The organism is Janthinobacterium goodfellowi (assembly GCF_051380695.1).
Lineage (GTDB): Bacteria > Pseudomonadota > Gammaproteobacteria > Burkholderiales > Burkholderiaceae_D > Janthinobacterium.
The window spans coordinates 50,708-75,033 of sequence record NZ_JBNYXN010000007.1 but is presented as its reverse complement, the minus strand read 5'-3'; the positions used below and the strand labels follow the sequence as shown (position 1 = coordinate 75,033).

Annotated in this window: 23 protein-coding genes and 2 tRNA genes; 13 read left to right on the top strand and 12 right to left on the bottom strand. The window is 61.7% G+C overall.

Translation table 11 applies throughout. The annotated features are described in order from the left end of the window. Nucleotides 1-196: 196 nt before the first annotated feature. On the top strand, nt 197-1,297 hold the full coding sequence (locus tag ACQ4WQ_RS23430) for a GmrSD restriction endonuclease domain-containing protein (protein ID WP_436500384.1): 1,101 nt from the start codon (nt 197-199) through the stop codon (nt 1,295-1,297). A gap of 1 nt (nt 1,298) precedes the next feature. Beyond that, on the top strand, nt 1,299-1,997 hold the full coding sequence (locus ACQ4WQ_RS23425) for an MAE_28990/MAE_18760 family HEPN-like nuclease (RefSeq protein ID WP_436500382.1): 699 nt from the start codon (nt 1,299-1,301) through the stop codon (nt 1,995-1,997). 253 nt (nt 1,998-2,250) lie between these two features. Here the strand turns inward: ACQ4WQ_RS23425 and ACQ4WQ_RS23420 are convergent, their stop codons facing one another. The 3 genes from ACQ4WQ_RS23420 to ACQ4WQ_RS23410 all read right to left on the bottom strand — a co-directional run bounded on the left by ACQ4WQ_RS23420 (nt 2,251) and on the right by ACQ4WQ_RS23410 (nt 5,302). Next, complete coding sequence (locus ACQ4WQ_RS23420) at nt 2,251-3,378, bottom strand: acyltransferase family protein (protein ID WP_436500380.1); 1,128 nt, start codon at nt 3,376-3,378, stop codon at nt 2,251-2,253. Nucleotides 3,379-3,507: 129 nt separating this feature from the next. Beyond that, complete coding sequence (locus ACQ4WQ_RS23415) at nt 3,508-4,896, bottom strand: hypothetical protein (RefSeq protein ID WP_436500378.1); 1,389 nt, start codon at nt 4,894-4,896, stop codon at nt 3,508-3,510. An 88-nt stretch (nt 4,897-4,984) separates the two neighbouring features. Beyond that, nucleotides 4,985-5,302 carry an ArsR/SmtB family transcription factor gene (locus ACQ4WQ_RS23410; RefSeq protein WP_436500376.1) on the bottom strand — a complete coding sequence of 106 codons (318 nt, stop codon included), beginning with the start codon at nt 5,300-5,302 and terminating at the stop codon, nt 4,985-4,987. Nucleotides 5,303-5,408: 106 nt separating this feature from the next. Here ACQ4WQ_RS23410 and ACQ4WQ_RS23405 point away from each other — a divergent pair, with 106 nt between their 5' ends. Further along, nucleotides 5,409-6,497 (top strand): NADH:flavin oxidoreductase/NADH oxidase, encoded by a 1,089-nt coding sequence (locus ACQ4WQ_RS23405; protein ID WP_436500374.1) that lies wholly within the window; start codon nt 5,409-5,411, stop codon nt 6,495-6,497. Here ACQ4WQ_RS23405 and ACQ4WQ_RS23400 read toward each other — a convergent pair. Both ACQ4WQ_RS23400 and ACQ4WQ_RS23395 read right to left on the bottom strand, forming a co-directional pair. Further along, nucleotides 6,491-7,984 (bottom strand): MDR family MFS transporter, encoded by a 1,494-nt coding sequence (locus ACQ4WQ_RS23400; protein ID WP_436500372.1) that lies wholly within the window; start codon nt 7,982-7,984, stop codon nt 6,491-6,493. The genes ACQ4WQ_RS23405 and ACQ4WQ_RS23400 overlap by 7 nt on opposite strands. Further along, nucleotides 7,981-8,439 (bottom strand): MarR family winged helix-turn-helix transcriptional regulator, encoded by a 459-nt coding sequence (locus ACQ4WQ_RS23395; protein WP_436500370.1) that lies wholly within the window; start codon nt 8,437-8,439, stop codon nt 7,981-7,983. The genes ACQ4WQ_RS23400 and ACQ4WQ_RS23395 overlap by 4 nt, the downstream gene beginning before the upstream one ends. A gap of 131 nt (nt 8,440-8,570) precedes the next feature. Between ACQ4WQ_RS23395 and ACQ4WQ_RS23390 the strand changes: the two genes are divergently transcribed. After that, a tRNA-Lys gene (locus tag ACQ4WQ_RS23390) sits at nt 8,571-8,646 on the top strand. Nucleotides 8,647-8,718: 72 nt separating this feature from the next. Continuing rightward, nucleotides 8,719-8,794: transfer RNA gene (locus tag ACQ4WQ_RS23385), tRNA-Lys, on the top strand. Between the two features lie 100 nt (nt 8,795-8,894). Here ACQ4WQ_RS23385 and ACQ4WQ_RS23380 read toward each other — a convergent pair. Further along, nucleotides 8,895-9,578 (bottom strand): PEP-CTERM sorting domain-containing protein, encoded by a 684-nt coding sequence (locus tag ACQ4WQ_RS23380; RefSeq protein ID WP_436500368.1) that lies wholly within the window; start codon nt 9,576-9,578, stop codon nt 8,895-8,897. 400 nt (nt 9,579-9,978) lie between these two features. Continuing rightward, nucleotides 9,979-10,749 (bottom strand): helix-turn-helix domain-containing protein, encoded by a 771-nt coding sequence (locus tag ACQ4WQ_RS23375; RefSeq protein ID WP_436500366.1) that lies wholly within the window; start codon nt 10,747-10,749, stop codon nt 9,979-9,981. Between the two features lie 66 nt (nt 10,750-10,815). On the opposite strand from ACQ4WQ_RS23375, the gene ACQ4WQ_RS23370 reads away from it, so the two are divergent. Both ACQ4WQ_RS23370 and ACQ4WQ_RS23365 read left to right on the top strand, forming a co-directional pair. Then, nucleotides 10,816-11,073 carry a hypothetical protein gene (locus tag ACQ4WQ_RS23370; RefSeq protein ID WP_436500364.1) on the top strand — a complete coding sequence of 86 codons (258 nt, stop codon included), beginning with the start codon at nt 10,816-10,818 and terminating at the stop codon, nt 11,071-11,073. A gap of 68 nt (nt 11,074-11,141) precedes the next feature. Further along, on the top strand, nt 11,142-11,750 hold the full coding sequence (locus ACQ4WQ_RS23365; protein ID WP_436500362.1) for an IMPACT family protein: 609 nt from the start codon (nt 11,142-11,144) through the stop codon (nt 11,748-11,750). Here the strand turns inward: ACQ4WQ_RS23365 and ACQ4WQ_RS23360 are convergent, their stop codons facing one another. Genes ACQ4WQ_RS23360 through ACQ4WQ_RS23345 form a run of 4 tightly spaced genes read right to left on the bottom strand, consistent with a single transcriptional unit; the run spans nt 11,751 to nt 13,429 of the window. Then, complete coding sequence (locus ACQ4WQ_RS23360; RefSeq protein WP_436500360.1) at nt 11,751-12,038, bottom strand: hypothetical protein; 288 nt, start codon at nt 12,036-12,038, stop codon at nt 11,751-11,753. Further along, entirely contained in the window at nt 12,010-12,615 is a 606-nt protein-coding gene (locus ACQ4WQ_RS23355; protein WP_436500358.1) for a hypothetical protein, read from the bottom strand. The genes ACQ4WQ_RS23360 and ACQ4WQ_RS23355 overlap by 29 nt, the downstream gene beginning before the upstream one ends. A 33-nt stretch (nt 12,616-12,648) precedes the next feature. Beyond that, entirely contained in the window at nt 12,649-13,038 is a 390-nt protein-coding gene (locus tag ACQ4WQ_RS23350; RefSeq protein WP_436500356.1) for a hypothetical protein, read from the bottom strand. A 13-nt stretch (nt 13,039-13,051) separates the two neighbouring features. Beyond that, nucleotides 13,052-13,429, bottom strand: coding sequence for a nuclear transport factor 2 family protein (locus ACQ4WQ_RS23345; RefSeq protein WP_326458497.1), 378 nt, complete (start codon nt 13,427-13,429; stop codon nt 13,052-13,054). A gap of 257 nt (nt 13,430-13,686) precedes the next feature. Between ACQ4WQ_RS23345 and ACQ4WQ_RS23340 the strand changes: the two genes are divergently transcribed. From ACQ4WQ_RS23340 to ACQ4WQ_RS23315, 6 genes are all read left to right on the top strand, one after another. Then, nucleotides 13,687-15,087, top strand: a complete 1,401-nt coding sequence (locus tag ACQ4WQ_RS23340) for an L-cystine transporter (RefSeq protein WP_099409972.1) — start codon at nt 13,687-13,689, stop codon at nt 15,085-15,087. Between the two features lie 212 nt (nt 15,088-15,299). Continuing rightward, entirely contained in the window at nt 15,300-16,064 is a 765-nt protein-coding gene (locus tag ACQ4WQ_RS23335) for a histidine phosphatase family protein (RefSeq protein ID WP_436500353.1), read from the top strand. A gap of 16 nt (nt 16,065-16,080) precedes the next feature. Further along, nucleotides 16,081-16,959, top strand: coding sequence for an NAD(P)H-hydrate dehydratase (locus ACQ4WQ_RS23330; protein WP_436500351.1), 879 nt, complete (start codon nt 16,081-16,083; stop codon nt 16,957-16,959). 131 nt (nt 16,960-17,090) lie between these two features. Next, nucleotides 17,091-19,595 carry a TonB-dependent receptor plug domain-containing protein gene (locus ACQ4WQ_RS23325; protein ID WP_436500349.1) on the top strand — a complete coding sequence of 835 codons (2,505 nt, stop codon included), beginning with the start codon at nt 17,091-17,093 and terminating at the stop codon, nt 19,593-19,595. Between the two features lie 20 nt (nt 19,596-19,615). Then, the gene (locus tag ACQ4WQ_RS23320) at nt 19,616-20,539 is read left to right on the top strand and encodes an SAM hydrolase/SAM-dependent halogenase family protein (RefSeq protein WP_436500347.1); all 924 of its coding nucleotides are present in this window, start codon (nt 19,616-19,618) and stop codon (nt 20,537-20,539) included. A 259-nt stretch (nt 20,540-20,798) separates the two neighbouring features. Continuing rightward, entirely contained in the window at nt 20,799-21,140 is a 342-nt protein-coding gene (locus ACQ4WQ_RS23315) for a hypothetical protein (protein WP_436500345.1), read from the top strand. 125 nt (nt 21,141-21,265) lie between these two features. On the opposite strand, the gene ACQ4WQ_RS23310 is transcribed toward ACQ4WQ_RS23315, so the two are convergent. Continuing rightward, nucleotides 21,266-24,325: an efflux RND transporter permease subunit gene (locus ACQ4WQ_RS23310; protein WP_436500343.1), complete on the bottom strand. Its 3,060-nt coding sequence runs from the start codon at nt 24,323-24,325 to the stop codon at nt 21,266-21,268. Between the last annotated feature and the right edge of the window lies 1 nt (nt 24,326).

Here is a 24,326-nt window from a genome sequence, read left to right as displayed (position 1 = left end):
TGCATTTTGGTCATGGTGTCATTCAGATCGAAGACATCGCCGGTCGCAGCATGCACTATAAGCAACCTAGGCCAACAGACGATTAACCGTCACAAAATAGTACTTCTTAACATCAGATTTTTCTAATCTGATCGGCGAACTCATACGACAGTGAACAGCGAAACCATTGTGACATTTACATGAATGCGGAGGTTTAGTGAGCGATCAAAATTTTCTGTTTGACGATGATCCGGAAAATGACGAAGTAGTAGATCCCGACGAAATACCTATTCGGGATCGTAGAGTCTATACGCAACCGTACGATCTTGTAGTCGAATCTCTCGTCGAGCAAATTTCGTCGGGAACGATTTTTTTGCGACCATTGTCCGAGAGGCCCGATTTCCAGCGTCGCTACGTTTGGTCGCAAAAACTAGCGTCTCGCCTTATTGAATCGATCCTGCTGAATGTACCGATTCCACCATGCTATCTCTCACAAAATTCAGAATTCGAACTAGACGTAATTGACGGGCAGCAGCGACTCTTCTCAATATTTCGTTTTCTAAACAATCAATTTCCATTGTCCAGCCTTGAGGTACTTAAGGAGTTAAATGAATTACGATTCCATGAAATACCTCAGAAGCTGCAGCGTCAACTCAAGACCCACACCTTACGCTGCGTGCTGATAACAAACGAATCGCATCCGGAGATAAAATTTGATGTCTTTGAGCGATTGAATTCCAATACTGTCCCATTGAATCCCCAGGAACTTAGAAACTGTATATACCGGGGAGAGTTAAACTCGCTTCTCCGAACGGTGGTTGATTACAAGCCATGGCTTTCTATATTAGGGAAAATAAAAGCCGATGTGCGAATGCGAGACGAGGAACTAGCATTGCGCTTTTTCGCTTTTCTTATACATGGAATTGACTCTTACCGGACGCCTCAGAAGCATTGGCTAAATGAGGCCGCGAAAGCCGGTCAGAAATATTCTGCAGAACAAATCTCAGCGCTTACCCAAAAGTGGGAGCACGCTATCGACATTGCCCTTTTGTGGTTCGAGCCAAAAGAATGCTTCAGACGTGACCCAAATTCAAAAACACGGGTCATCAACCGAGCCCTTTTCGACCTCGTCATGCTTCAGGCAACGAAAATTACCGTTGCTGAGGCGACAGCAAAGCGTAATATCTTCCGTCAAAATTTTACGACACTACTCAACGATATGGAGTTCAAAGATCTCATTAGTAGAGCCGTAGATCACACGAAAAGAACGAAACGCCGATTCGAAATGTGGGACGCTGCAATGAAAGACATTTTCTAATATGGCGCGCTATACGACGGCGTATTCGTCTTTCGTTTCCCGACTCGATGAAGTTGAGATGCTAATCCGCCTTGCGCGAGAAAAAGAGAAGCGATCCCCGGTCACGCTTAGGAAAGAAATCAATTCATTGTGCCGAGCTGCCGTCGTACTGCTTTCGAGTCATCTAGAAGGGTATGTGAAAGACTTGGGCGAGTTAGCCCTTGAGTCACTCCATTCAAAGCAAGTCCCAAGGACTAGCCTCTCTTCGAAGCTTTTTTACCATATCTCGAAAGGCTTTTTTGGCGATATACAAGACACCTCCGACCCAGAGAAGATGGCCGACCGGCTTTTCGTATTTATCGGCGATGATCTACATTTTTGGTCACGTAATGGCCCATTTCCACAGCAAGTTCCAGTTGATCGCTTTAACAAAGGCTTTTCCAATCCTGCGTTCTCTAAGATTTGTGCTTATATCGGTCGCTTCGGATATTCCGATTATAAGGTTGAGCTGGCACGAAGGCTCGGCGCAAAAAATTTACCGATCACCAACATGATTGATCATCTTGTAGGAACTCGCAACAAAATCGCCCACGGAGACCCAATGGCGACAGAACCACCAGCAGACGTATCGACAATGGTTACAACCATTCGAGCGTATGTCGAAACCACCGACGCTCTTTTCGCGACATGGTGGAAGAAGAATTTTTGTTCAATACGGTAGTACACCTTCCATCAAAACGCCACTGGCCGTGCAACCGCTGTGTATGCTGTACGCGAATCCCTAGACCCGCCTAGCGGTCACCAGAAGCCCCTTTCCGATTTCATCAAAAAGCTACTCAAACATCTACTCCTCAGGCCACGCAAATCACTCCAGGCAGATCCGCGTTATCACATTAGCCGTCTGCCGCTGGCGACTCTTCGGAAAGGGCCCATACGACCATATATTCGCACGCACAAACAAGCTTGCCCCCCCACTACCAGGTCGACACCGCCCGTATGCCAACTTGCCCCATCCACACCCTCACCACCCGCCCCAGCGGCACCTCCACCCAGCGGTGAAACGCGGCGCCGGCCGCCAGGCTGCCGCCCCAGGCCATCAGCATGCCCAGCGCCTGCCAGGCAGGTTCCAACGGGACATAGGCAGTGAACAAGGCATTGACCAGCAGGCTGACGGGGAAGTGGACGAGGAAGACGGCGTACGAGATGCGGCCCATAGCGTTGACGGCACCCCAGGCGCGGCCTGCGGACGGGGTGCGGGCGCGGCCGAACAGGCACAGCGCACAGGCGACGACCAGGGCCAGGGCGATGCGGCTGCGGTAATCGATGGCCAGGGCCAGCAGGACGGGCACGGCGGCCATGGTCATGAGCAGGGCCATGGCCGCGGGCTTGCGCCTGGGGTCGCTGGCCCACCAGGCCATGAGCCCCAGGCCATAGCTGCCGAAGAAATACGGCGCCCAATTGTCCCAGCCAGAGTCGAGATTGAAATACAGCAGGGAAAAGGTGATGCCCACGGTGACGGCCAGCGGCATCAGCCAGGACCCGCGCCGCTGGCCCGCCAGGCGGCCGCCCAGCCACAGCAGCGATACCGTCAGCATATACAGCTGGAAATCGATGGCCACGTACCAGGCGCCGGCCGACAGCGACTCGTAGCCCAGCACGCCGTGCAGCAGCAAGGCATGGGCGCTCAGCTGGCCCAGGGTGACGGCGGCCGACATGGAGTCGTGCATCATCCAGATACCGGCCACAGGGGTGATCACGGCAGCAAGCAGAGTGGCGGCCAGGAAAGGCGGCGCCAGCTTGGCATAGCGGCGCCAGACGGCCTGCAGCGGGGTGGCGATGCCGGGACGGCCGGCAGGAGAGAGGGATTTGGCGACCAGGAAGCCGCCGATGACGAGGAACACTTGCACGGCGATGCGCGCGCTGCCGCCCAGCCAGTCCAGCAACTCGGGCCACAGGGGCTGCACGTAGTCGGACATGGGCCCGTAAAACGCCAGATGGTGCAACACGATCAACTGCGCCGCGCCCGCCTTCAAACCATTGATCCAGCCAAACTGCGGACGATTTGCCAGGTCCGCCTGTGATACCACTGCTGCTGCCGTCATTCCCATCCCTTGCCGTGCCAGGTCTCGTCGCCAGCCCATCGCGCAACAGGCGCGCGGCCGAGGATTTACCGAAAGGCCGACATCATAGCCGAGCCTGGCACTTCGGTGACGCGCGGCAGATGAGCGATATCAGTCCTTGCGTGAAAAATCGGCACGCAACAGGGTCTGGACGATGCTGCCGCCCTGCCCGTTCGCGCGCACCGCGACCGCCATCGACGGCATGACGAACAGCACGCCATCCTGCTCCTCCCAGGCATCGAGCAACTGCTCCAGCTCGCGCCCCTGCGATTCCGGCCGCTTGAGCTGCTGCGCCAGCTGCGCCGCGCACTTGCCGTCATTGCCCGTGCGGCGCGGACACGCGTCGACGCGCACGAACGGCGTCTTGCTCTCGCGCAAGCGCGCGGACAATTGCGCCGCCACCGCCGCCGGCGCGCCTTCCAGATACAGGTGGTAAGACGGCACACGGCAGCAGCCCCTGGACAACAACAGCAAACCGACCCCGGCGCCAAAGGCGCTTACAGGGGCCGACGGCACGTAGGCAAACGGCGGCGCGTCGCCATCGCCCGGCAAAGTCCGGCGCAGCTCGGCGGCGTCCGGCCTGCGCCAGCCCGGCAGACAGGCGGCATTGGCGGCGGCAAAACAGCGACGGTAGCCGGTTTGATCGCTGATAAACAATTCCTCGACTGCATTGCGCGCGCCGGCAGGCTCCGGCGCAATGCCGTCCGGGCGCACCTCCCAGCTGCCCGCGCCGTCCCTGTGCCATGTCAGCGCCGTGCGCGACCAGGCCCACAGCCGCTCGTAGGGGTTGAATTGGTAGCGGGGTGCGTCCGCCAGGTAGATTCTCGGCAAGGGAATGGGATCGCGCCGCTTGCCGTCCGCATCGACCACCAGCACCACGGACGGCGCATATTCGCTGTCGACATAGGCAAACGATGCCCCGTCGGGAGAGATGGCCGCCAGAACATAGGCTTGCAGGCGGTCGTCGCCTTCAGGCGGGCTGGGCAGCACGGTGGTTTTCAGCGGCAAGCCACGCAACAGGAAACCGGGACGCTGATCGACGGGGAAATAGCGCACGCCCGGAGACAGGGGGAAACCATGCATGTACGTCTCGTTACCACGGTAGCCGTCTTTCGACGCCGCAATCTTCTCGACCACGGCCTTGCCCGCCTGCTCGTGGACCAGCGCCAGCATGCCGTCGTCTTCCTGCCGCTTGACGAAATACACGGGCTGGGCGAAATCGGTCCAGCGTTCGATGCCATCGGTGGTCTTGACGACGATTTTGTCGTTATGTATCAGCCGCATGGAGTGGTTCTCGGTGGACATCAGGGAGCCGCCGCCCTGGCGGTACTCGACCGACAAGGCGGCAAACCGCCCGTAGGTATCGGCCTTGGTCACCTTTTCGCCGCGCCGCAGCACGACGGCATATTCGCCCGTGGCCGGTTCCGTGTAAGGCCAGCAGCCAGTCAGCAGTACGAAAGCGGTGGCGCACCACCAGCGATACCGTGCGAAAATTTTCATGCGTCGTCAGCCCTTCAGGTCAGGACTGCCCGCCCATGCTGCAAATTCGGCAATCTTGCAGGCATTCTACGGCAGATTCAGGACTGGCTCAGGGCTGATTCGTTTGCGGCTGCTGCGCGAGGATGGCGCCCAGCAAGCCGGGGAAACGGCTCTCGATATCGGCGCGGCGCAAGGTGTTCATGTGCGTCGTGCCCGCGTTTTCCGTGTAGACGAGGCCCGCTTCGCGCAAGACCTTGAAATGGTGGGAGACGGTCGACTTCGGCCGTCCACCGTCGAGGTCGCCGCAGGCGGCCGCGTCCACGCGGGCCAGGTGGCGCACGATGTCGAGGCGTATGGAATCGCTCAAGGCGTAGAGCACGCGCTCGAGCACGAATTCGCTGGCGGGAGGATGTTTGTGTGGGCGCATGAGCACAATCATACAGCATGCGCTATACTAATTCCATTCTTCGAATATTTACGAACTACCGAATCAGCATCTCCCTACTTTCCTACCAACAAACACAAAGGCCACCATGTCCGCCCTCTTCCAGCCCTACTCCCTCAAAAATGTCACCCTGCGCAACCGCATCGCCGTGCCGCCCATGTGCCAGTACATGGCCGTCGATGGCCAGGCCAACGACTGGCATCTGTCGCATTACGCGGGCATGGCCCGTGGCGGCGCCGGGCTGGTGATCGTCGAAGCGACGGCCGTGGCACCGGAAGGCCGCATCACGCCCGGCTGCACGGGTATCTGGAACGATGATCTGGCACAAGCCTTCGTGCCCGTCGTGAAAGCCATCAAGGCGGCCGGCTCCGTGCCCGGCATCCAGATCGCCCACGCGGGCCGCAAGGCCAGCGCCAACCGCCCATGGGAAGGCGACGACCACATCGCTGAAGGCGACGCGCGCGGCTGGCAAACCATCGCCCCGTCCGCCATCGCCTTTGGCGGCGGCCTGCCGAAAGTGCCGCGCGCCATGGACCTCGACGATATCGCCAGCGTGAAACAGAACTTCGTCGACGCGGCAGTGCGCGCCCGCGAAGTGGGCTTCGAATGGCTGGAACTGCACTTCGCCCACGGCTACCTGGCGCAAAGCTTCTTTTCCGCCCACTCGAACCAGCGCGACGACATCTATGGCGGCAGCGTGGAAAACCGCAGCCGCTTCCTGCTGGAAACATTGAAAGCCGTGCGTGAAGTGTGGCCCGAGCACCTGCCGCTGACGATCCGCTTCGGCGTGCTGGAATTCGACGGCCGCGACGAGCAAACCCTGCTCGAATCGATAGCCCTCGTGCGCCAGTTCAAGGATGCGGGCATGGACATGATCAGCGTCAGCATGGGCTTTACGATTCCCGACGTGTCGATTCCGTGGGGCCCGGCCTTCATGGGCCCGATCGCCGAGCGCGTGCGCCGCGAAGCGGGCGTGCCCGTCTCGTCCGCCTGGGGCTTCGGCACGCCGGCCATCGCCGAGCGCGTCGTCAAGGAAGAGCAGCTGGACGTGGTGATGGTCGGCAAGGCACACCTGGCCAATCCGCACTGGGCATACTTTGCCGCCAAGGAACTCGGCGTGGAGCGCGCCTCGTGGACCTTGCCGGCGCCGTACGCGCACTGGCTCGAGCGCTACTGATCATCTTTGGCCTTCGCCGCTGCCGGATGCCCCTCCAGGGGCAGTTCCGGCAGGAACAGCAAGGCGACCAGTCCCAATAGCAACAGCACGGCGCCGGCGCCAAACACGCTGGCGATCGCATGGCGGTAGACGTCCACCGTCTGCGCCGCCGCATGCGCGCCCAGCGCCGACACGGCTTCCACGCCATGCTGGTGCAGCTGGTGCGCGAGGATGGCGCCGGACGCCGTCACGCCCAGCAAGCCGCCCAGCGAACGGAAAAAGGCCAGCATGGCCGTGCCCACGCCGCGGCGCGCCAGCGGCAAGGCATTTTGCACGGCGATCGTCATGTTCGGCATCACCAGTCCCAGTCCCGCGCCGAGGAAGAAGATGGCCGGCTCGATGATCCAGTAACCGCGCGATGTTTCCATGGCCCAGGCCAGCACGGCAAACGCCAGCAGCGCCACGGCCAGTCCCGCCACCTGCACCATCTTGTACTTGCCCGAGCGCGACAGCACCCGGCCGTTGAACATCGACGACGCCACCAGCCCCACCATCATGGCCACCGTCATCACGCCCGATTCGGCGGGACTCGTACCCATCACCAGCTGGAAGAACAGGGGGAAGAAGACGCTGGCGCCCATCAGGCCCATGAAGGTCATGGCCATCACCAGGCTGGCGATATTGAAGGTACGGTTTTCGAACAGGTCGGGCGGCAGCACGGGTTCATCCACGCGTCCCACGTGAAAGGCCAGCCAGATACCCAGCAGCAAGGCGACGCCGCCGCACACCTTGACGGCGAGCGAGTTCCACGGCCACTCGGTGCCGCCCAGCGCCAGCACCAGCAGGGCCGCCGTGATGGCACCCGTCAGCAAGGCCGAGCCCAGATAGTCGATCTTGTGCGCATGCGTGCGCACGGGCTTGCGCATGGCGCGCGCGATAATGACAAAGGCTGCCGCGCCGATGGGCAGGTTGACCAGGAAAATCCAGTGCCACGACAAGGCATCCGTGATGACGCCGCCCAGCACGGGACCCAGCACACTGGTGACGGCAAACACGATGGGCACCATGCCTTGCCGCTTGCCCCGCTCGGCCGGCGGCACGATGTCGCCGATGATGATTTGCGCCAGCGGCATGAAGCCGCCCGCACCGAGGCCCTGGATGGCGCGGAAAATAATGAGCTCCGTCATGTTCTGCGCCAGCCCGCACAGCACGGAACCGAGCAAGAAGGTCAGCAAGGCCGTGAAGATCATGGGACGGCGGCCGTACTGGTCGGCCAGCTTGCCGTACAAGGGCATGGTGGCCGTCGAAGCCAGCACGTAGGCCGTGACCACCCACGACAGATGCGCCATGCCGCCCAAGTCGTCGACGATACGCGGCAAGGCCGTGGCAACGATGCTTTGATCCAGCGCACCGAGGCCCAGCACGGCCATCAGGCCCAGGTAGATGGCGCGCACTTCGCGCTCGGTGACGGGTTTTACAGCATCGGCGATTTGATCGTGGCGGCTCATGCTTGGCCGATCTCGAGCAGCGGCTGCATGGCGGCTTCCAGCGCATCGACCTGCTGCGGCGACAAGCGGGCGATGCGCCGCGCCAGCGCATCGCGGCGCCGCGCGCGCAGGGCCTCGAGCATGGTCAAGCCTTGCGCGGACACCTGCAGGCCCGAACGCCGGCGGTCCTGCGGATCGGGCGCGCTGCGCTCGACGAGCCCCGCCTCTTCGAGCGACTTGACCTGCGCGCTGACGGTGGGCCCGCGCACGTTCTGCAGGCGCGCCAGCGCGGCCACGCCGATGCCGGGCTGCTCGTGGATCAAGGCCAGCAGCATGTATTGCATCATCGATACGTTGCCCTCCAGCTCGCCCCCTTCGCGCTGCATCGAGCGCAACAGGCGCTTGAACGCCACGCGCAAGTCATCGGACAGCGCCAGCGCGCGTTCGGGGATGGGAAGGTCTTCGGTAGTGGGCATGGGATCACATAAATAGGTAGACTATCTACCCATATTAGACCGTGCATGAGGGCCACGCAAGGCTTTTTTTCCGTCCTTGCCACGTCCAGCCCTTCCCAAAACCGCCGTTGGCCGTCATAATAGCCGCCCTTGGGTCGTTAGCTCAGCTGGTAGAGCAGCGGACTTTTAATCCGTTGGTCGCAGGTTCGAATCCCGCACGGCCTACCAAGATTCAGCCGTCAGCATGGCAAGCATGTCGATACGGCACAGCGTTACCGTAGTTCAGTAGTCAAAGTTTTTGGGTCGTTAGCTCAGCTGGTAGAGCAGCGGACTTTTAATCCGTTGGTCGCAGGTTCGAATCCCGCACGGCCTACCAAATACTTCAGAAAAGCCCACGAACCCGGTTCGTGGGCTTTTCTGTTTCCGCCGCACCTGCGCTAGCACACGACAGTCCTACATACCCCCTCCCTGGCATCTCAAGCCATATCAGATTTGGCGCCGCGGCGCCTTCTTGCCTGCAACCCAATCGCAACAATTCCGACAAGCAACATTCCATAGGTACTTGGCTCAGGAACAGGCGATACCAACGATCCATTCAAGACAATCTCACCAATGGCATATAGGGGCAGACCATTACCTATATTTTTAAAATCACTAATCGTTATTACATCCGTGGCAATTCCCTCCAGAGCCGTTCCGGCAAAACTGAATCCATTATTGCACAGGTTACTGCTGCATTTTGGTCCCCAGTTAGTCGCATTCAAGTATTGCGACTGATCGCCAAAGCTGATCTTTGCCCCCGACAAATTTCCAGCAGAGACATTTCCTGCGTGCAACATACTATAAAAATTCATCTCATGAATAATACTCTGACCCGACAAGTGCAAAGTAATTATCGGATTATCAGGGGAATAGATGAACTGGGTACTCTCAACGCCACTCGGAACTATTCCATCATTCAACGATCCTTTACCGCCACTGTAATCATAAATCAAATCCAATGTGGGATGAACTCGCGTTAGCGTTCCATCGTAATTATTATTCCAGTTCCCTGCATCCTTTACACGCCCATTTTTTATATCATATGTGACAATTGTTTGAGCATTGACAGAAGCGCATGTCAATCCCAGAAAAATCGCAGCAACTCTCAAAAAATTCATATTTCACACTTCCTTATATTTACATTAATAAATATATGCTAACTGAAATAAAACACACTATCAATTATGATTTCAACACTACCAATTTTTAAAAATACAACCTCCATTAATAGCTTCCACACACTCACTATCCTATCGCCGCAGGAAAATACTTCACTGAGCTCAATTAAATACGATAATTTTCCAAAAAATATGAATTAAACAAATAAAAACCAAACCTGGATTGAGACTTACCCTCTCTCAAACGATCAAAAAACAAGCCGTCAAGCGCAAACATCAGAACAGCACAAAATCAGGAAGGACGATGGATAGAGTCAAGTCCGGCATTCGCACACAACTTCAGCCTTGGCCGTCCCTATCTGCAGCAAGTTGCGCTTTACCAACTACCGGTATTGTTCGATTAGCTGCCATCCCCATACCTCCCCGGCGTAACTCCCATCACCCGCTTGAACATGGCGATGAAGGCGCTGACGTTGTCGTAGCCCAGGTCCAGCGCAATGGTCGTGACGGGCTGGCCGGCGGCCAGCAGTTCCAGGGCGCGCAGGATGCGGGCGCGCTGGCGCCAGGCGGAGGGCGTAAAGCCCGTCTCGATCGTGAATCGGCGCGCCAGGGTGCGCGGCGACACGCCGGCCCAGGCGGCCAGTGCTTCCACGCCACGCTCGTCGGCCAGGTCGTCGAGCACGGCGCGCGCCACGCGCAACAGGCGCGGGTCCGTGGGTAGCGGCAAACCGAACGGTTCGTGCGGCGCGGCGGCGATCTCGTCGAGGATCACGCCAGCCACCCGGGCCTGCCGCGCGTCCAGTGCACCCTCGTCCCAGCTGCTGGCGCGGCCCACCGCTTCGCGCAGCAAGCCCGAGACGCGCATCACGCAGGGCGCGGCGGGCAAGCCGCCGCAACTGGCCTCGTCCACATACACGCTCCAGCCCGCAAACGGGCCATGCGAACGCAGCGCATGGACGTGATGGGGCGGCACCCACACGCAGTGGCTGGCCGGCACCACCCACTGGCCGCTGTCGGCAGCCACGGAAAGCAAGCCCCGCATGGCGCCGAACAGCTGGCCGCTCGCATGGCAATGCGGCGGCGTTACCCGTTCCTGCACTTGGGAAATGCGCAAGGCGCGCAGCAATCGCTGCAGCCGCAAGATTGACGGATTTAACGTATCGAATGACATAAACAACGCAGGCAAGACAATCCGCTCATCATACAGTGGAGTCTTTCCAACCTTCAGGAGTTCACCATGCGTGCAGAAGACGTATTAGCGGATCAACAAAACCAGGGGCAGTTCAATGGCATCACCGTGCGCAAGGGAACGGTGGGCGCTTTTCTCGCCAATGCCCGGCTGTGGCTGGACGACGCCAGCAGCACCGACGCAAAGGCCGTCGCCGGGCGCGACATCCTCGACGCCCTGCCTGCCCTGCACGCGCTGGGACTGTTCGACATTCTGCAGGTGCGCGACGCGGCGCTGCGCGAACTGGTGTCCGTCGCAACGGAGTAAGCGGCCAACGGCTCGTCCCCGGCGCGCATTTCCTCTATCATGCTGCTTTGCCCGCCTTCTCACCCGCCATGCCGTTTACCATTGCCGCCCCAGTCCACAGCGAACTGATCATCAAGAAAAGCCGTTTCATCGGTTGCGTGCAGCCGATGACGGACCGCGCAAGCGCGCAGCAGGTGGTCAACGATTTAAAAGCGCAGCATCCGGGCGCCTGCCACGTGTGCTGGGCGCTGCTGGCGGGCGGGCAGTCGGCGGCCGTCGACGATGGCGAACCGAGCGGCACAGCCGGGCGGCCCATGCTCGACGTGCTGCGCCACCAAGACCTCGAAGGCGTGCTGGCCACCGTCGTGCGCTACTTCGGCGGGATCAAGCTGGGCGCGGGCGGCCTCGTGCGCGCCTACACGGACAGCGTGGCGCAAGCATTGTTGCAGGCGGAAAAGACGGCCATCGTGCGCCAACGGTCCCTGCGCTGCACGGTGCCGTATGCGATGGAAGGCATGCTGCGCCGCGAGCTCGACGGTGCCGGCGCCACCCTGCTGAACGTGGCGCACGGCGAAGACGTGCTGTTCGACTTCAGCCTGCCTGAAACGGCGGCCACCGCCCTGCTCGCCCACCTGCATGAGGCGGGCAATGGACGGATACAGTGGCTGGACGCGCAGGATGGCGACGGCCAGTCATAGTCAACCGGTGCAGTCTGGCGGACATGATGGACGGCGATAAGTGCCCCATAGAAAACCTATCTGCTTTTGCAGGAATAGCTGATCCATCACCACGGCGAAATCGCCTTCATTCCCGGGCATATAATTTCCGCAGTCCGGACAGATGCCCGCAGCGGCATGCCCGCCCGTCCACGCTTCATTGGCGTCCACCACATCTGCCCCAGAATAATACAGATGCCACCTGTATTTTTCCATGGCCTTGCCTTGAAAATCGCCATCGTCATGGATAGCGCTGCTCCTGATATCCATTCGCAAACACATGGAGAATATTGTCCATCTCTCCGTCCACATAGCCGAACAAAATCTGATATCCGGTAGGGTTTTCCTGGCCATGCTCTCTCTGCCGGACCATGATGGAATGGAGGCGATCATCCTCATACCGGTAATCGTAGCTCCCTTCGCCAAATTTTCCGAAATTGATGTCCTGTGCGATGCGTGCCCCGTCAAGGAAACTGAGCATGACATTCCTCAAGCTCCCTCCCGCATTGAAGTGCACACTTTTCAGTTCGCCGCGCTCATGAAAATAGAAGCTCCTGTTGATGACAGCAGCAGACCCGCCATAGCTTTCCACCAGGATGACCCTGCCTTCCCCATCGAAATAATAGACATGGGTATCTTTCAGCGCCGCGGGCAGCGACTTCAGCTCTTTTCCCGGCTTGAAGCCGGCCCTTTGGACTTCGAATGGCCGGACGTTACATAACGGCCCTTTGCTGATCAGCGTTCGCGCCACGCGCAGTTTGACGGCATCTGAATACGTCGCCATGAAAAAGTCGGATTTCGACGCTATCGCGTGGAATTGCTCGCCCAGTTTTTGGATTTCACTCATGCTATATCGCTCCCGCTACGGCCCTTTCAGCAATCAAGCCTTGCGCGGGCGCTTGATCTGCAACAAGATGAAATGCGTCCACGCCAGCGCCGGCAGTACCAACAACAGCAGCATCAGTCCGGCCGGCATGTCCGGCACGAAACGTACGAAGCAGGCGAGAAAGCCGGCGATGGCCAGCCAGAAGCGCCAGTTGAAGGCATAGGCCTTGCGCGCCACCGTCGCCAGCGCGATGCGCCAGAATTCCAGCAAGGCCCACAGGCCGCCCGTCAGCAGCAGCGCGGCCAGGGCATGGTCTCCGGGGGCGTCGGCCCAGGTGCGCACCAGGTTGTACAGCAGCAGGGGATAGCCGGCCGTGATGGCCAGGGTGGCCGGGCCGGCGGCGATGACAGCTTCAAACAGCTGCCCTTTGGAACGATGATCCACTAAATGATGCTCCTCAAGCCACGACGCCGGAATGGGCGGCGATCACTTGCAGCGCGCCGGCCGCATCCTGCGCCCAGACGCGCGTAAAACGGAAGTCGCCATGCGTTTCCACGTCGTGATAGCTGCCCGTCAGCTGCATGCGCACGGAGACCACGGCCACGTGGCCGTTGATGCGCACATGGCGCTCGGAGGCGCGCAGATCGGTGATGGTCAGCAGGCGCTGCTCGTGCGCGGCGAGGTCAGCATGCTTGCTCAGCAAATGCCCCAGGTGATTCGTAAACAGCAAATCGTCGGCCAGCAAATCGTTCAGCACGGCCACGTCGGAGGCCATCATGGCCAGGCGCAAGCGCTCTTCCGCGTCGAGCACTTGTACTTCCGTTAAAGCATTCATCTTTTTCCTTATTAAAATCACGCGCGCATATTAGCAAACGGGAAAACCATGCTGGCACGAAATAGCCAATTTCACAATCATCCTGAAGGCTTATGCCTGTGGAGCATATTCATATAGCGTAATATTCGCAGCGGCATGGCGCAGAACGCCCCCATAGTACTGTACAGTGCTTGCCCTTTCGCCCCAGGCTGGGGCAGCAATGACTTGTAGTAAAGTGCTCTCTGCAGTCTCGAATAAAACCAAGATAAGGCCCCTACATGGCAATTAACATCATTCTGAACCTGCTCGTTGCGCTGATCGTCTTCGCCTTCATGTTCCACCAGCAACGCAAACACGCCACATTCACCGTGCGCGTCTTCACGGGCCTGGGCCTGGGCGTGCTGCTGGGCGCGGCCGTGCAGTGGCTGTACGGTGCCGGCTCGCCCGTCATCGCCGGCACCAATGAATACATCGACATCGTCGGCAGCGGCTACGTCAAACTGCTGCAGATGATCATCATGCCGCTGATCATGGTGTCCATCATTTCCGCCATTTTAAAGCTCAAGGATGCGAGTTCCCTGGGCAAGATCAGCGCGCTGACCATCGGCACCCTGCTCATTACCACCACGATCGCCGCCGCGCTGGGCATTTTGATGGCCAAGCTGTTCGGCCTGACGGCCGTGGGCCTGACGTCGAGCGCCGCCGAAGTGGCGCGCGGCGTGCAACTGCAAGGCTCGCTGGAAACGGCGAAGGCCCTGTCCTTGCCGAAGCTGCTGGTCAGCTTCGTGCCGACCAACCCCTTCCTCGACATGACGGGCGCGCGCAAGACGTCGACCATCGCCGTGGTGGTGTTCTCGATCTTCATCGGCATCTCGGCCACGGGCATCGCGGCCAAGAAGCCGGAAATCTTCGCGTCCTTCGAGCACTTCATGAAAGTGGCGCACGCCATCGTCATGCGCATGGTCACGCTGGTGCTGCGCCTGACGCCGTACGGCGTGTTCGCGCTGATGTTTGAAGTGGTGGCGTCGTCGAGCTACACGGACATCTTAAAGCTGATCAACTTCGTTGTCGCCTCGTACAGCGCGCTGATATTGATGTTCCTCGTGCACCTGGCCATCATCGCCGGCGTGGGCTTGAACCCGCTGCGCTTCGTGAAAAAAGTCTTCCCCGTGCTGGCCTTCGCCTTCACCTCGCGCACCAGCGCCGGCTCGATCCCGATGAGCGTGCAGACGCAAACCCAGCGCCTGGGCACGCCGGAAGGCATCGCCAACTTCGCCGCCTCGTTCGGCTCGACCATCGGCCAGAACGGCTGCGCCGGCATCTATCCCGCCATGCTGGCCGTCATGATCGCCCCCACCGTCGGCGTCGATCCATTTACGCTCAGCTTCCTGCTGCCGCTGCTGGCCATCATCACCATCGGTTCCGTCGGCGTGGCCGGCGTGGGCGGCGGCGCCACGTTTGCCGCCCTGATCGTGCTGTCGGCGATGGACTTGCCCGTCGCGCTGGCCGGTTTGCTGATCTCCGTCGAACCGCTGATCGACATGGGCCGCACGGCCCTGAACGTGAGCGGTTCGATCACGGCCGGCACCGTCACCAGCCGGGTCATGGGCGAAACCGACCTGGCCGTCTACAACAGCGACGATGCGCCGGACCTGGATGAAGCGGAACACGCCGCCTAGAACGCATAACCAAACCTACTGCGCGTCGTGATTTACGGTCTGCGATGCTCACTGTACCTTCGTACAGTTGCGCTTCTCGACCGTAACTCCCTTCCGCTCGCTACGGTTTTGTTAGGCGTTCTTAAGCGCGCCCGGCCACACCACAGGCGCGCCGCGCCTTGCCGCTTTCGTCTATATTGGATCCCAATCAATACGGAGGAAGGCGCAAGGCGATGGAACAGAAATGGCCGCAGCAAATCTGGATCGTGCGTCACGGCCAAAGTGCCGGCAACGTGGCGCGCGATGCCGCCGAAGCGGAAAAACAGCTGTTGATCGCCATCGCCGAGCGCGATGTCGATGTCCCCCTCTCCGAGCTTGGCGCGCGCCAGGCGCAAGCCCTCGGCGACTGGTTCGCCACCCTCCCCCCTGAGCAACAACCGACCGTCGTGCTGTATTCGCCCTACGTGCGGGCCCAGCAGACGGCGCACGCCGTGCTGGCGCGCATCGATGCGGACAGCTTGAGCGCCGCGGTGGCCGACGAGCGCCTGCGCGAAAAGGAATTCGGCATCCTCGACCGCCTGACCGTGCACGGCATCGCCAGCAAATATCCGGAATTGCACGAACAGCGCCAGCACGTCGGTAAATTTTATTTTCGCCCGCCGGGCGGCGAAAGCTGGTGCGACGTGATCCTGCGCCTGCGCAGCGTTCTCGACACCATCACCCGCGAATACCGGGGCGAACGGGTGCTGATCGTCGGTCACCAGGTCATCGTCAACTGCTTCCGCTACCTGCTGGAACGCTGCGACGAGCACGCCATCCTGGCCATCGACAAGGCGGCCGACGTACCCAACTGCGGCGTCACCTCGTACGCCTTCAACCCCGCCCTGGGCAAACACGGCAAGCTGCAGCTGGACCTGTGCAACTTCGTCGCGCCGCTGGAAGCGGCCGGCACACCCGTCACGGCACAGCCCGACATGCCGGCGGCGCCCAAGTCCTAGTTTTTCGGAGCCATGCATGGACACCACCGACATCACGCCCTCCCTGCTGCGCTCCTGGCCCCTGCCCATGCCCCAGCCCGATGGCGACAAGGAAGTGCGCGGCCATCTGCTGATCGTCGCCGGCTCCGAGGAAATGCCGGGCGCCATTGTGCTGGCGGCCACGGCCGCCCTGCGCGCGGGCGCCGGCAAGCTGACCCTGGCGACGGGCGCGTCGGTGGCGGCGCAAGTGGCCGTCGCCATGCCCGAGGCGCGGGTCATCGGCCTCGATGAAACGGTGCAGGGCGGCTTCCGCCACGAGGCGCGGCACCAGCTGGCGCCGCTGGCCGGCAAGGTGGACGCGGTGCTCGTCGGGCCAGGCATGTGCGACACGGCCGCCAGTTGCGAGCTGATGCGCCATCTGCTGCCCCTGTTTGCCGGCAGCCGCTTGATCCTCGACGCCTGCGCCATGCAGGTCGTGCGCCAGCCGGCGCACTTCCGTTTTACGCAGCCCGTACTGCTGACACCGCACGCGGGCGAGCTGGCCCAGCTGATGGGCCTGTCGAAGGATGCCGTGCTGGCCGACCCGCATGCCTGCGCCGTGGACGCGGCGCGGCGCTGGCACGCCATCGTCGCCCTGAAAGGCGCACTAACCGTCATCGCCATGCCCGATGGCAGCAGCTGGACGCATGCGGGCGGCAATATCGGCCTGGCCATTTCCGGTTCCGGCGATACCCTGGCGGGCATCATCACGGGCCTGGCCGCGCGCGGCGCACCGTTGGAGCAGGCGTGCGCCTGGGGCATCGCCCTGCATGCGCTGGCGGGCGAACAGCTGGCCCTGCGCTTCGGCATCCTTGGCTACCTGGCGCGCGAAATCCCGGCCGAGATTCCCGCCCTGCTGCGTAATCTGGCGCCCTGAGCTGGCGCCCTGAGCGGTGCAGCTTGAAAACAACAGCATAAGCATATCCAGAAAGAATCGTTAGCCTGGGCAACGGTCTCCCTTAAGCTCATTCAACTGTTTCCAGATGACTAAGTGTAAAGGACACCGCCTTGCATCCGCGCCATTCATACGCCTCCCCATCCATTCCCGCCACGCCGCTGCGCGCCATCGTGCTGGCCTGCGCCATGCTGGGCGCCGCGCCCGCCTGGGCCCAGGCTGACGACACCGTCACCGGCGCCGCCACGCCAGCGAGCGCCAGCATCGACCAGGTCACCGTCGTCGGTTCGCGCGCGCGCAACCGCACCGTGTTCGACAGCAGCGTGCCCATCGACCGCTTCGGCGCGCGCGAAGTGAGCAATGCGCTGTCGACGGGCGACGTGGGCGCGGCCCTGCAAAACCTGTCGCCCTCGATCAACTTCCCCCGCATCGAATCGAGCGGCGCGTCGGATTCCGTGCGCGGCATCCAGTTGCGGGGACTGGCGCCCGACCAGGTGCTGGTGCTGATCAACGGCAAACGCCGCCACACGAGCGCCGTGCTCGACACGGAAAGCAGCTTTGCCGGCACCGTGCCGGTCGACATCAACGCCATTCCGCCGAACGCCATCGACCACATCGAAATCCTGCGCGACGGCGCGGGCGCCCAGTACGGCAGCGACGCCGTGGCGGGCGTGATCAACATCGTGCTGAAAAAGGCGCGCACGGGCGGCACCGCCTCCGTCAGCTACGGCGCCAACCATACGCATTTCGCCCCCACCGATCAAACCCTGACGGATGGCCAGACCGTCATCGTCAACGCCGACTATGGCGTGCCGCTGGGCGAGGCGGGCTACTTCCGCTTCGGCGCGGAAACGCGACGCCGCTCGCCCACGGAACGGGCCGGCCCCAGCGACGCAGGCTGGACGTCCTACAATTTCACGCCGGCCGACCAGGCACTCGACGGCAAGGTGGTATTCAAGTCGGGCGACTCGCGCCAGCGCAACAACTACCTGTTCTACAACACCCAACTTACCCTGGCCAACGGCCTGGACCTGTACTCGTTTGCCACGCTCAACGAGCGCAAGTCCGACGGCAGCGCCTACTTCCGCTATCCGGGCGACCCGTCGAATGTACCGGCCCTGTATCCGCACGGCTACCGCCCCGTCACCAACGGCGACAAGCGCGACCTCAGCATCGTTGCCGGCGTGCGCGGCAGCGCGGGCGAGTGGAATTGGGACGCCAGCGCGCGCCACGGCAGCGACCGCTTTGACTACGGCGTGAGCCACTCCGTCAACGCCTCGCTGGGCGCGGCCAGCCCCACGCATTTCAATCTGGCCGGTTTCGACTTCCGCCAGAATGCCTTGAATATCGATGCCACGCGCAGCATCGACATCGGCTTGCCAGCACCGTTGAGCGTGGCCGTGGGCGCCGAATGGATGCGCGAAACCTACCAAAGCTCGGCCGGCGACCCTGCATCCTATGCGGCCGGCAGCTTCACCGATGCGCCACCGGGCGCCCAAGCGGGACCGGGCTTGCGCCCGTCGGATGCCTACGACGGCAGCCGGCAGATCCGCTCCGTGTATGCGGACGTGGAAAGCGACCTCACGCCGCGCCTGCTGGTGGGCGCCGCCGCCCGCTATTCCGACTACAGCGACTTCGGCAGCGCCAGCACAGGCAAGCTGTCCACGCGCTATAAAGTGACGGAGAATTTCCTCGTGCGCGGCTCGCTGTCGAACAGCTTCCGCGCGCCGGCCCTCGTGCAGACGGGTTTCCGCTTCGCCACCTTGAACTTCAACGCCGATGGCACGGCCCTGCAAACGGCGGCTTTGCTGCCGGCCAGCGACCCGCTGGCGCGCAGCTTCGGCGCGCAACAGCTGAAACCGGAAAAATCGACGAACGCCTCGCTGGGCCTGGCCTGGAAACCGGCAGCCGCTACCAGCGTGACGGTGGACGCCTACGTGATCCGCATCCGCGACCGCATCACGCGTTCGAGCGACTTGCAAAGCGACGCCGTCACGGCCTACCTGGCCGCGAATGGCCGCGGCGACATCCAGTCCGTCGCTTACCTGGCCAATTTGCTCGACACCGCTACCCGCGGCCTGGATGTGGTGCTGAACCACGATCTGGCCTTCACATCAGGCAAGCTGAACCTAAACGCGGCCCTCAACCTGAACAAGACCAGTCTCGACAAGGTGCACCAGAGTTCCACCGCGCTGGCCAATATCGATCCGAGTCTGACCCTGCTGACGGAGACGAGTTTGTTCCGCATCAAACATGCGTCGCCCACCAGCAAAGTGATCCTCGGCGCCGACTGGCAGGCGGAAGGCTGGGGCGTGCAGGCACGCGCCACGCGCTTTGGCGAACTGAAAGATTTTTCGTATGACAGCGATGCGCCCTTGATCGACGGCATTCCCGCGCAGCGCTTCGGCGCCGTCTGGTCGCTGGACCTGGAAGGGCAATTGAAACTGAGCAAGCAACTGACGGTGAGCGTGGGCGGCAACAATATCCTCGACCGCTATCCGCAGCGCGTACGGGAAACGAATAACGCCACCTATGGCGGCGCCCTGCCCTACAATTTCATCAACCCCATCGGTGTCAATGGCGCGTACTTTTACGCTAAATTAAGCTACACGTTCTGACACTGGATACAAAGGACATCATGATCATCAAACGCCTCTCCCACCTCGTCGCCGGCGCCTGCCTGAGCGCCCTGCTGCTGTCCAGCGCCCAAGCTGCCGCGCCGCTGGTGCTGATGACGGACTTCGGCACGGCCGACGGCGCCGTGTCCGCCATGCATGGCGTCGCCTATGGCGTCGATCCCCAGCTCACCATTTCGGACCTGACGCACCAGATTCCCGACTACGACATCTGGCTGGGCGCCTACCGTTTGTACCAGACGGCCAATTACTGGCCGCAAGGCACCGTGTTCGTCTCCGTCATCGATCCGGGCGTGGGCACCAACCGCAAGTCGGTGGTGCTGAAAACCAAAGGCGGCCGCTACTTCGTGGGGCCGGACAACGGCCTGTTTACCCTGATCGCCGAGCGCGACGGCGTGGCCGAACTGCGCGAAATCGATGAAAAGGTCAACCGTCTGGCGGGCTCCGCCGAGTCCTACACCTTCCATGGCCGCGATGTCTACGCCTACGTGGGCGCGCGCCTGGCGTCGGGCGCCATCACGTATGAACAGGTGGGCCCGCCATTGCCCAATGAATCCGTGATCAAGATCGCGTACCAAAAGCCTGTGCGCGACGGCAATACCATCCGCGGCATCGTGCCCGTGCTCGATGTGAAATATGGCAATGTGTGGACGAATATCCCGAAATCGCTGCTCGACGAATTGCAGGTGAAATTGCACGATCCGCTGCAAGTGCGCATCTTGCACAAGGGCAAGCAAGTGGCCAAGGTCACGGCACCGTTCGAGCACACGTTTGGCGGCGTCGCCAAGGGCAAGCCGCTGGTCTACCTGAACAGCCTGCTCGACGTGGCCGTGGCCATCAGCCAGGGCGACTTCGCCGCCAAACACCACGTCGAGTCGGGCGTGGATTGGGAAGTGGAAGTGAGCAAGGCCCCTGCCGCCAAATAAGCCCCTCGCCCGCGGCCGGGACGTCTTGTCCTGGCCCTTTCTTTCTCGTTCACGTGGCGCGTTTGCGCCATATCAAAACAGATCGCCGCTCCTGCTGCCGATAGCCGTTGATTTGTAAATCCGGTGAACCTGTGCGCACCTGCCCACTCTAATTTTTGCAAGCGATGCCAGCCTTGCTACGACGGCCCGCCCGCACCGTGGCAGGCAGCTGGCAAGGTATGACTACCCACGATAGCTTTCCAACGAGAAAGGAACAATCATGACGGCCCCACTCCCTAGCACCAGCAAGCTTGTCCTCGGCACCGCCATCGTGTGTGCGCTGCTGGGCGGCTGCAACAAGCACAACGAAACCACCACCGCGCCGGCCGCGCCGGCCACCACGCCCGGCACGGGCGGCAGCGGCACCTCGGGCACCAGCGGCACCACCACGCCGGACACCACCACGCCCGCCACCCCATCCGTTGCGCCGGGCACCACCACCAATCCCGACGGCACGACCACGCCGCCGGCCACTCCGCCCAGCACGACACCGGGTACCGGCACGGGCACCGGTAACGGGACGGGCACAGGGACCGGCACCACGCCACCGCGCAGCAGCTAAACGCCGCTTCCGTTCCGCGCCAACGCCCGGCCAGGCTGCACGCCTGCAGCAGAATACGCAACCAGGAGCCTTCCGATGAAGGCTCTTTTTATTGCACAGCGCAACAATCTCCCTGCCACGGCGCGTCAGTGGGCCGGCACCGCCTTGCCGGCCGCCCGGGCGCTCAGCGCCTGGTGGTCCGCCGCCAGGAACAAATACATGGCAGGCACCACGAACAGGGTAAACAAGGTGCCGATGGACAGGCCCGTGAAAATCACCAGCCCCATCGCGTGACGCCCGGCCGCGCCCGCGCCTGAGGCGATCACCAGCGGCAGCACGCCAAACACCATGGCGGCCGTCGTCATCAGGATGGGGCGCAGGCGCACCGCGGCCGCCTCTTCGACGGCCTCGCGCTTGCTCTTGCCTGTCTTTTGCAGCTGATTGGCCACTTCCACGATCAGGATGCCATGCTTGCTGATCAATCCCATCAGGGTCACCAGGCCCACCTCCGTGTAGATATTGATCGATGCAAAGCCGAGGAAGATGAACATGGTCGCGCCAAACAGGGCCAGCGGCACGGAAACGAGGATCACGACGGGGTCGCGGAAGCTCTCGAACTGCGCCGCCAGCGCCAGGAAGACGATCACCACGGCAAACAGCATGGTGACGATGAAGCCGCCCGATTCCTGCACGAACTGCCGCGACTGGCCCGCGTAATCGGCCGTGTAGCCGCTGGGCGCCACCTGGGCCAGCGTCTCGCGCATGAAGCCCAGCACCTCGCCCTGCGAGGCGCCGGACACGCCGGAAAGCGTCACGGAATTGAGCTGCTGGAAGCGGTTGATCGACTCGGGCACGACATCGTACTGGATATGCGCGACGGTACTGGCCGGTATCATCGTGCCGTTGGGCGTCTTGATATGGAAATCCAGCACGGCCGACGGATTCAGGCGGTCGACCTGCAGCACCTGCGGGATCACTTTATACGAACGCCCGGCGATGGAAAAGTAATTGACGTAGCCGCCGCCCAGGGCCGCGCCCAGCGCCTGCCCCACATCCTGCTGCGTCATGCCCAGCGCGGCGACGCTGTCGCGGTCGACCGCCACGGTGGCTTGCGGCTTGTCGATTTTCAAGTCCGTATCGATGAAATAGAACTTGCCCGATGCGCGCGCCTTCTCCAGCACCTGCTGCGCGATGGCATCGAGGTTCTCAAACGGCTCCGTGGTGGCGATGACGAATTGCACGGGCAAGCCAGAGGAACCGGGCAAGGCGGGAAACTGGAAAGCGGCCACGCGCGCGCCGGCGATCTTGTTCCAGCCCGCCTGCAAGTCTTGCTGCACCTCCTGGGCGCTGCGCGTGCGCTGGTCCCAGGGCGTCATCAGCATGCCGCCAAAACCCGAATTGACCGTCGGCACGCCCGTGATCTGGAACATCTGGCTGTATTCGGGCATGGCCTTGGCCACCTGGTAGATTTGCTCCGCATATACTTGCATCTGGTCCGACGTGGCCGTCGGGTCGCCCACCACCTGCGACAGCACGACGCCCTGGTCTTCCTCGGGCGCCAGCTCGGACTGCGACATCTTGAACATCAGCCCCAGCACCACCATCAATAGCGCCGCCATGACGATGAGCACCACCCAGGTGTCGAGCAGCGCATGCAGCAGGCGTTGATACGTGCCGTGCACCTTGCCGAAGACGCGGTCGATGGCTTGCACGAAGCGGCCGCTGTCCTGTTCCGGACGGAAAAAGCGCGAACACATCATGGGCGACAGGGTCAGGGCCACCACGCCCGACACGGCCACGGCGCCGGCCAGGGTGAAGGCGAATTCCGTGAAAAGCGCCCCCGTCAGGCCGCCCTGGAAACCGATGGGCACGTACACGGCGATGAGCACCACCGTCATGGCCAAAATCGGGCTGCCCAGTTCGCGCGCCGCCAGCAGGCTCGCTTCCAGCGGCGGCTGGCCCTGCTTCATGTGGCGGTCCACGTTTTCCACCACGATGATGGCGTCGTCGACCACCAGGCCGATGGCCAGCACGATGGCCAGCAAGGTCAGCAAGTTGATGGAATAGCCGAGCGCCAGCATGGCCGTAAACGTGCCGATCAGCGATAGCGGCATGGCGATCACGGGAACGATCACGGCCCGCAGGCTGCCCAGGAACAGATAGATGACGATGGTGACGATCAGCAGCGCCTCGACCAGGGTCTTGATGACCTCCTTGATCGAGGTATTGATGAAGAAAGTCGAGTCGTACACGATTTCGCCCGTCAGTCCGGCCGGCAACTGGGACTGGATGTCGGGGAAGACGGCGCGCACGCGCTTGGCCACGTCGAGGATATTGGCTTCCGGCGCCACCTTGATGCCGATGAAGACGGAGCGCACGCCGCTGAAAGCCACGTTGAAATCATAGTTTTCCGAACCCAGCACGACGGTGGCCAGGTCTTCCAGCCGCACGATGGAGTCGCCGCTGCGCTTGACGACGAGCTTCCTGAATTCCCCGACCGAATGCAGGTCCGTGCCGGCCGTCAGGGGAACGGTCACCATCTGGCCCTTGCTGGCCCCCAGCGCAGCCAGGTAATTGTTATTGCCCAGGGCGGTGCTGACCTCGGCCGCCGTCACGCCGAACGCGGCCATCTTGTCCGCATCGAGCCAGGCGCGCAGGGCGAACTGGCGCGCGCCCAGCAGTTCCGCCGTCTGCACGCCGCTGACGGAGTCGAGCTTGGGCTTGACGACACGGCTCAGGTAATCCGTCACATTATTCGTCGGCAAGGTATTACTGTAAAAACCCAGGTACATGGCATCCGTCGTCTGTCCCATCTGCACCGTCAGCACGGGCGTCTGCGCCTGGGCGGGCAACTGGTTCTTCACGGAACTGACCTGGGTGTTGATCTCCGTCAAAGCCCGGTTCGCGTCGTAATTGAGGCGCAAGGTAGCCGTGATGGTCGACACGCCGCTGCTGCTGGACGAGGACAGGTAATCGATGCCCTGCGCCTGGGCGATGGCCGATTCCAGCGGCTGCGTAATGAAACCGGCCACCGTCTGCGCGTCGGCGCCGTAATACGTGGTGGAGATCGTCACCACGGCATTCTGCGTCTTCGGATACTGGTTGATGGGCAAGCTGAACAGGGAGCGCAAGCCCAGCACCACCAGCAGCAGGCTCACCACCATCGCCAGCACGGGCCGGCGGATAAAGAGATCGGTGAAGTTCATG

Excerpts from the sequence above, each read along its gene's own strand:
- ACQ4WQ_RS23425 (WP_436500382.1), top strand. The coding sequence starts at position 1,299 with ATGGCGCGCTATACGACGGCGTATTCGTCTTTCGTTTCCCGACTCGAT.
- ACQ4WQ_RS23420 (WP_436500380.1), bottom strand. The coding sequence starts at position 3,378 with ATGACGGCAGCAGCAGTGGTATCACAGGCGGACCTGGCAAATCGTCCG.
- ACQ4WQ_RS23415 (WP_436500378.1), bottom strand. The coding sequence starts at position 4,896 with ATGAAAATTTTCGCACGGTATCGCTGGTGGTGCGCCACCGCTTTCGTA.
- ACQ4WQ_RS23410 (WP_436500376.1), bottom strand. The coding sequence starts at position 5,302 with ATGCGCCCACACAAACATCCTCCCGCCAGCGAATTCGTGCTCGAGCGC.
- ACQ4WQ_RS23405 (WP_436500374.1), top strand. The coding sequence starts at position 5,409 with ATGTCCGCCCTCTTCCAGCCCTACTCCCTCAAAAATGTCACCCTGCGC.
- ACQ4WQ_RS23400 (WP_436500372.1), bottom strand. The coding sequence starts at position 7,984 with ATGAGCCGCCACGATCAAATCGCCGATGCTGTAAAACCCGTCACCGAG.
- ACQ4WQ_RS23395 (WP_436500370.1), bottom strand. The coding sequence starts at position 8,439 with ATGCCCACTACCGAAGACCTTCCCATCCCCGAACGCGCGCTGGCGCTG.
- ACQ4WQ_RS23380 (WP_436500368.1), bottom strand. The coding sequence starts at position 9,578 with ATGAATTTTTTGAGAGTTGCTGCGATTTTTCTGGGATTGACATGCGCT.
- ACQ4WQ_RS23375 (WP_436500366.1), bottom strand. The coding sequence starts at position 10,749 with ATGTCATTCGATACGTTAAATCCGTCAATCTTGCGGCTGCAGCGATTG.
- ACQ4WQ_RS23370 (WP_436500364.1), top strand. The coding sequence starts at position 10,816 with ATGCGTGCAGAAGACGTATTAGCGGATCAACAAAACCAGGGGCAGTTC.
- ACQ4WQ_RS23365 (WP_436500362.1), top strand. The coding sequence starts at position 11,142 with ATGCCGTTTACCATTGCCGCCCCAGTCCACAGCGAACTGATCATCAAG.
- ACQ4WQ_RS23360 (WP_436500360.1), bottom strand. The coding sequence starts at position 12,038 with ATGGATATCAGGAGCAGCGCTATCCATGACGATGGCGATTTTCAAGGC.
- ACQ4WQ_RS23355 (WP_436500358.1), bottom strand. The coding sequence starts at position 12,615 with ATGAGTGAAATCCAAAAACTGGGCGAGCAATTCCACGCGATAGCGTCG.
- ACQ4WQ_RS23345 (WP_326458497.1), bottom strand. The coding sequence starts at position 13,429 with ATGAATGCTTTAACGGAAGTACAAGTGCTCGACGCGGAAGAGCGCTTG.
- ACQ4WQ_RS23340 (WP_099409972.1), top strand. The coding sequence starts at position 13,687 with ATGGCAATTAACATCATTCTGAACCTGCTCGTTGCGCTGATCGTCTTC.
- ACQ4WQ_RS23335 (WP_436500353.1), top strand. The coding sequence starts at position 15,300 with ATGGAACAGAAATGGCCGCAGCAAATCTGGATCGTGCGTCACGGCCAA.
- ACQ4WQ_RS23330 (WP_436500351.1), top strand. The coding sequence starts at position 16,081 with ATGGACACCACCGACATCACGCCCTCCCTGCTGCGCTCCTGGCCCCTG.
- ACQ4WQ_RS23320 (WP_436500347.1), top strand. The coding sequence starts at position 19,616 with ATGATCATCAAACGCCTCTCCCACCTCGTCGCCGGCGCCTGCCTGAGC.
- ACQ4WQ_RS23315 (WP_436500345.1), top strand. The coding sequence starts at position 20,799 with ATGACGGCCCCACTCCCTAGCACCAGCAAGCTTGTCCTCGGCACCGCC.
- ACQ4WQ_RS23310 (WP_436500343.1), bottom strand. The coding sequence starts at position 24,325 with ATGAACTTCACCGATCTCTTTATCCGCCGGCCCGTGCTGGCGATGGTG.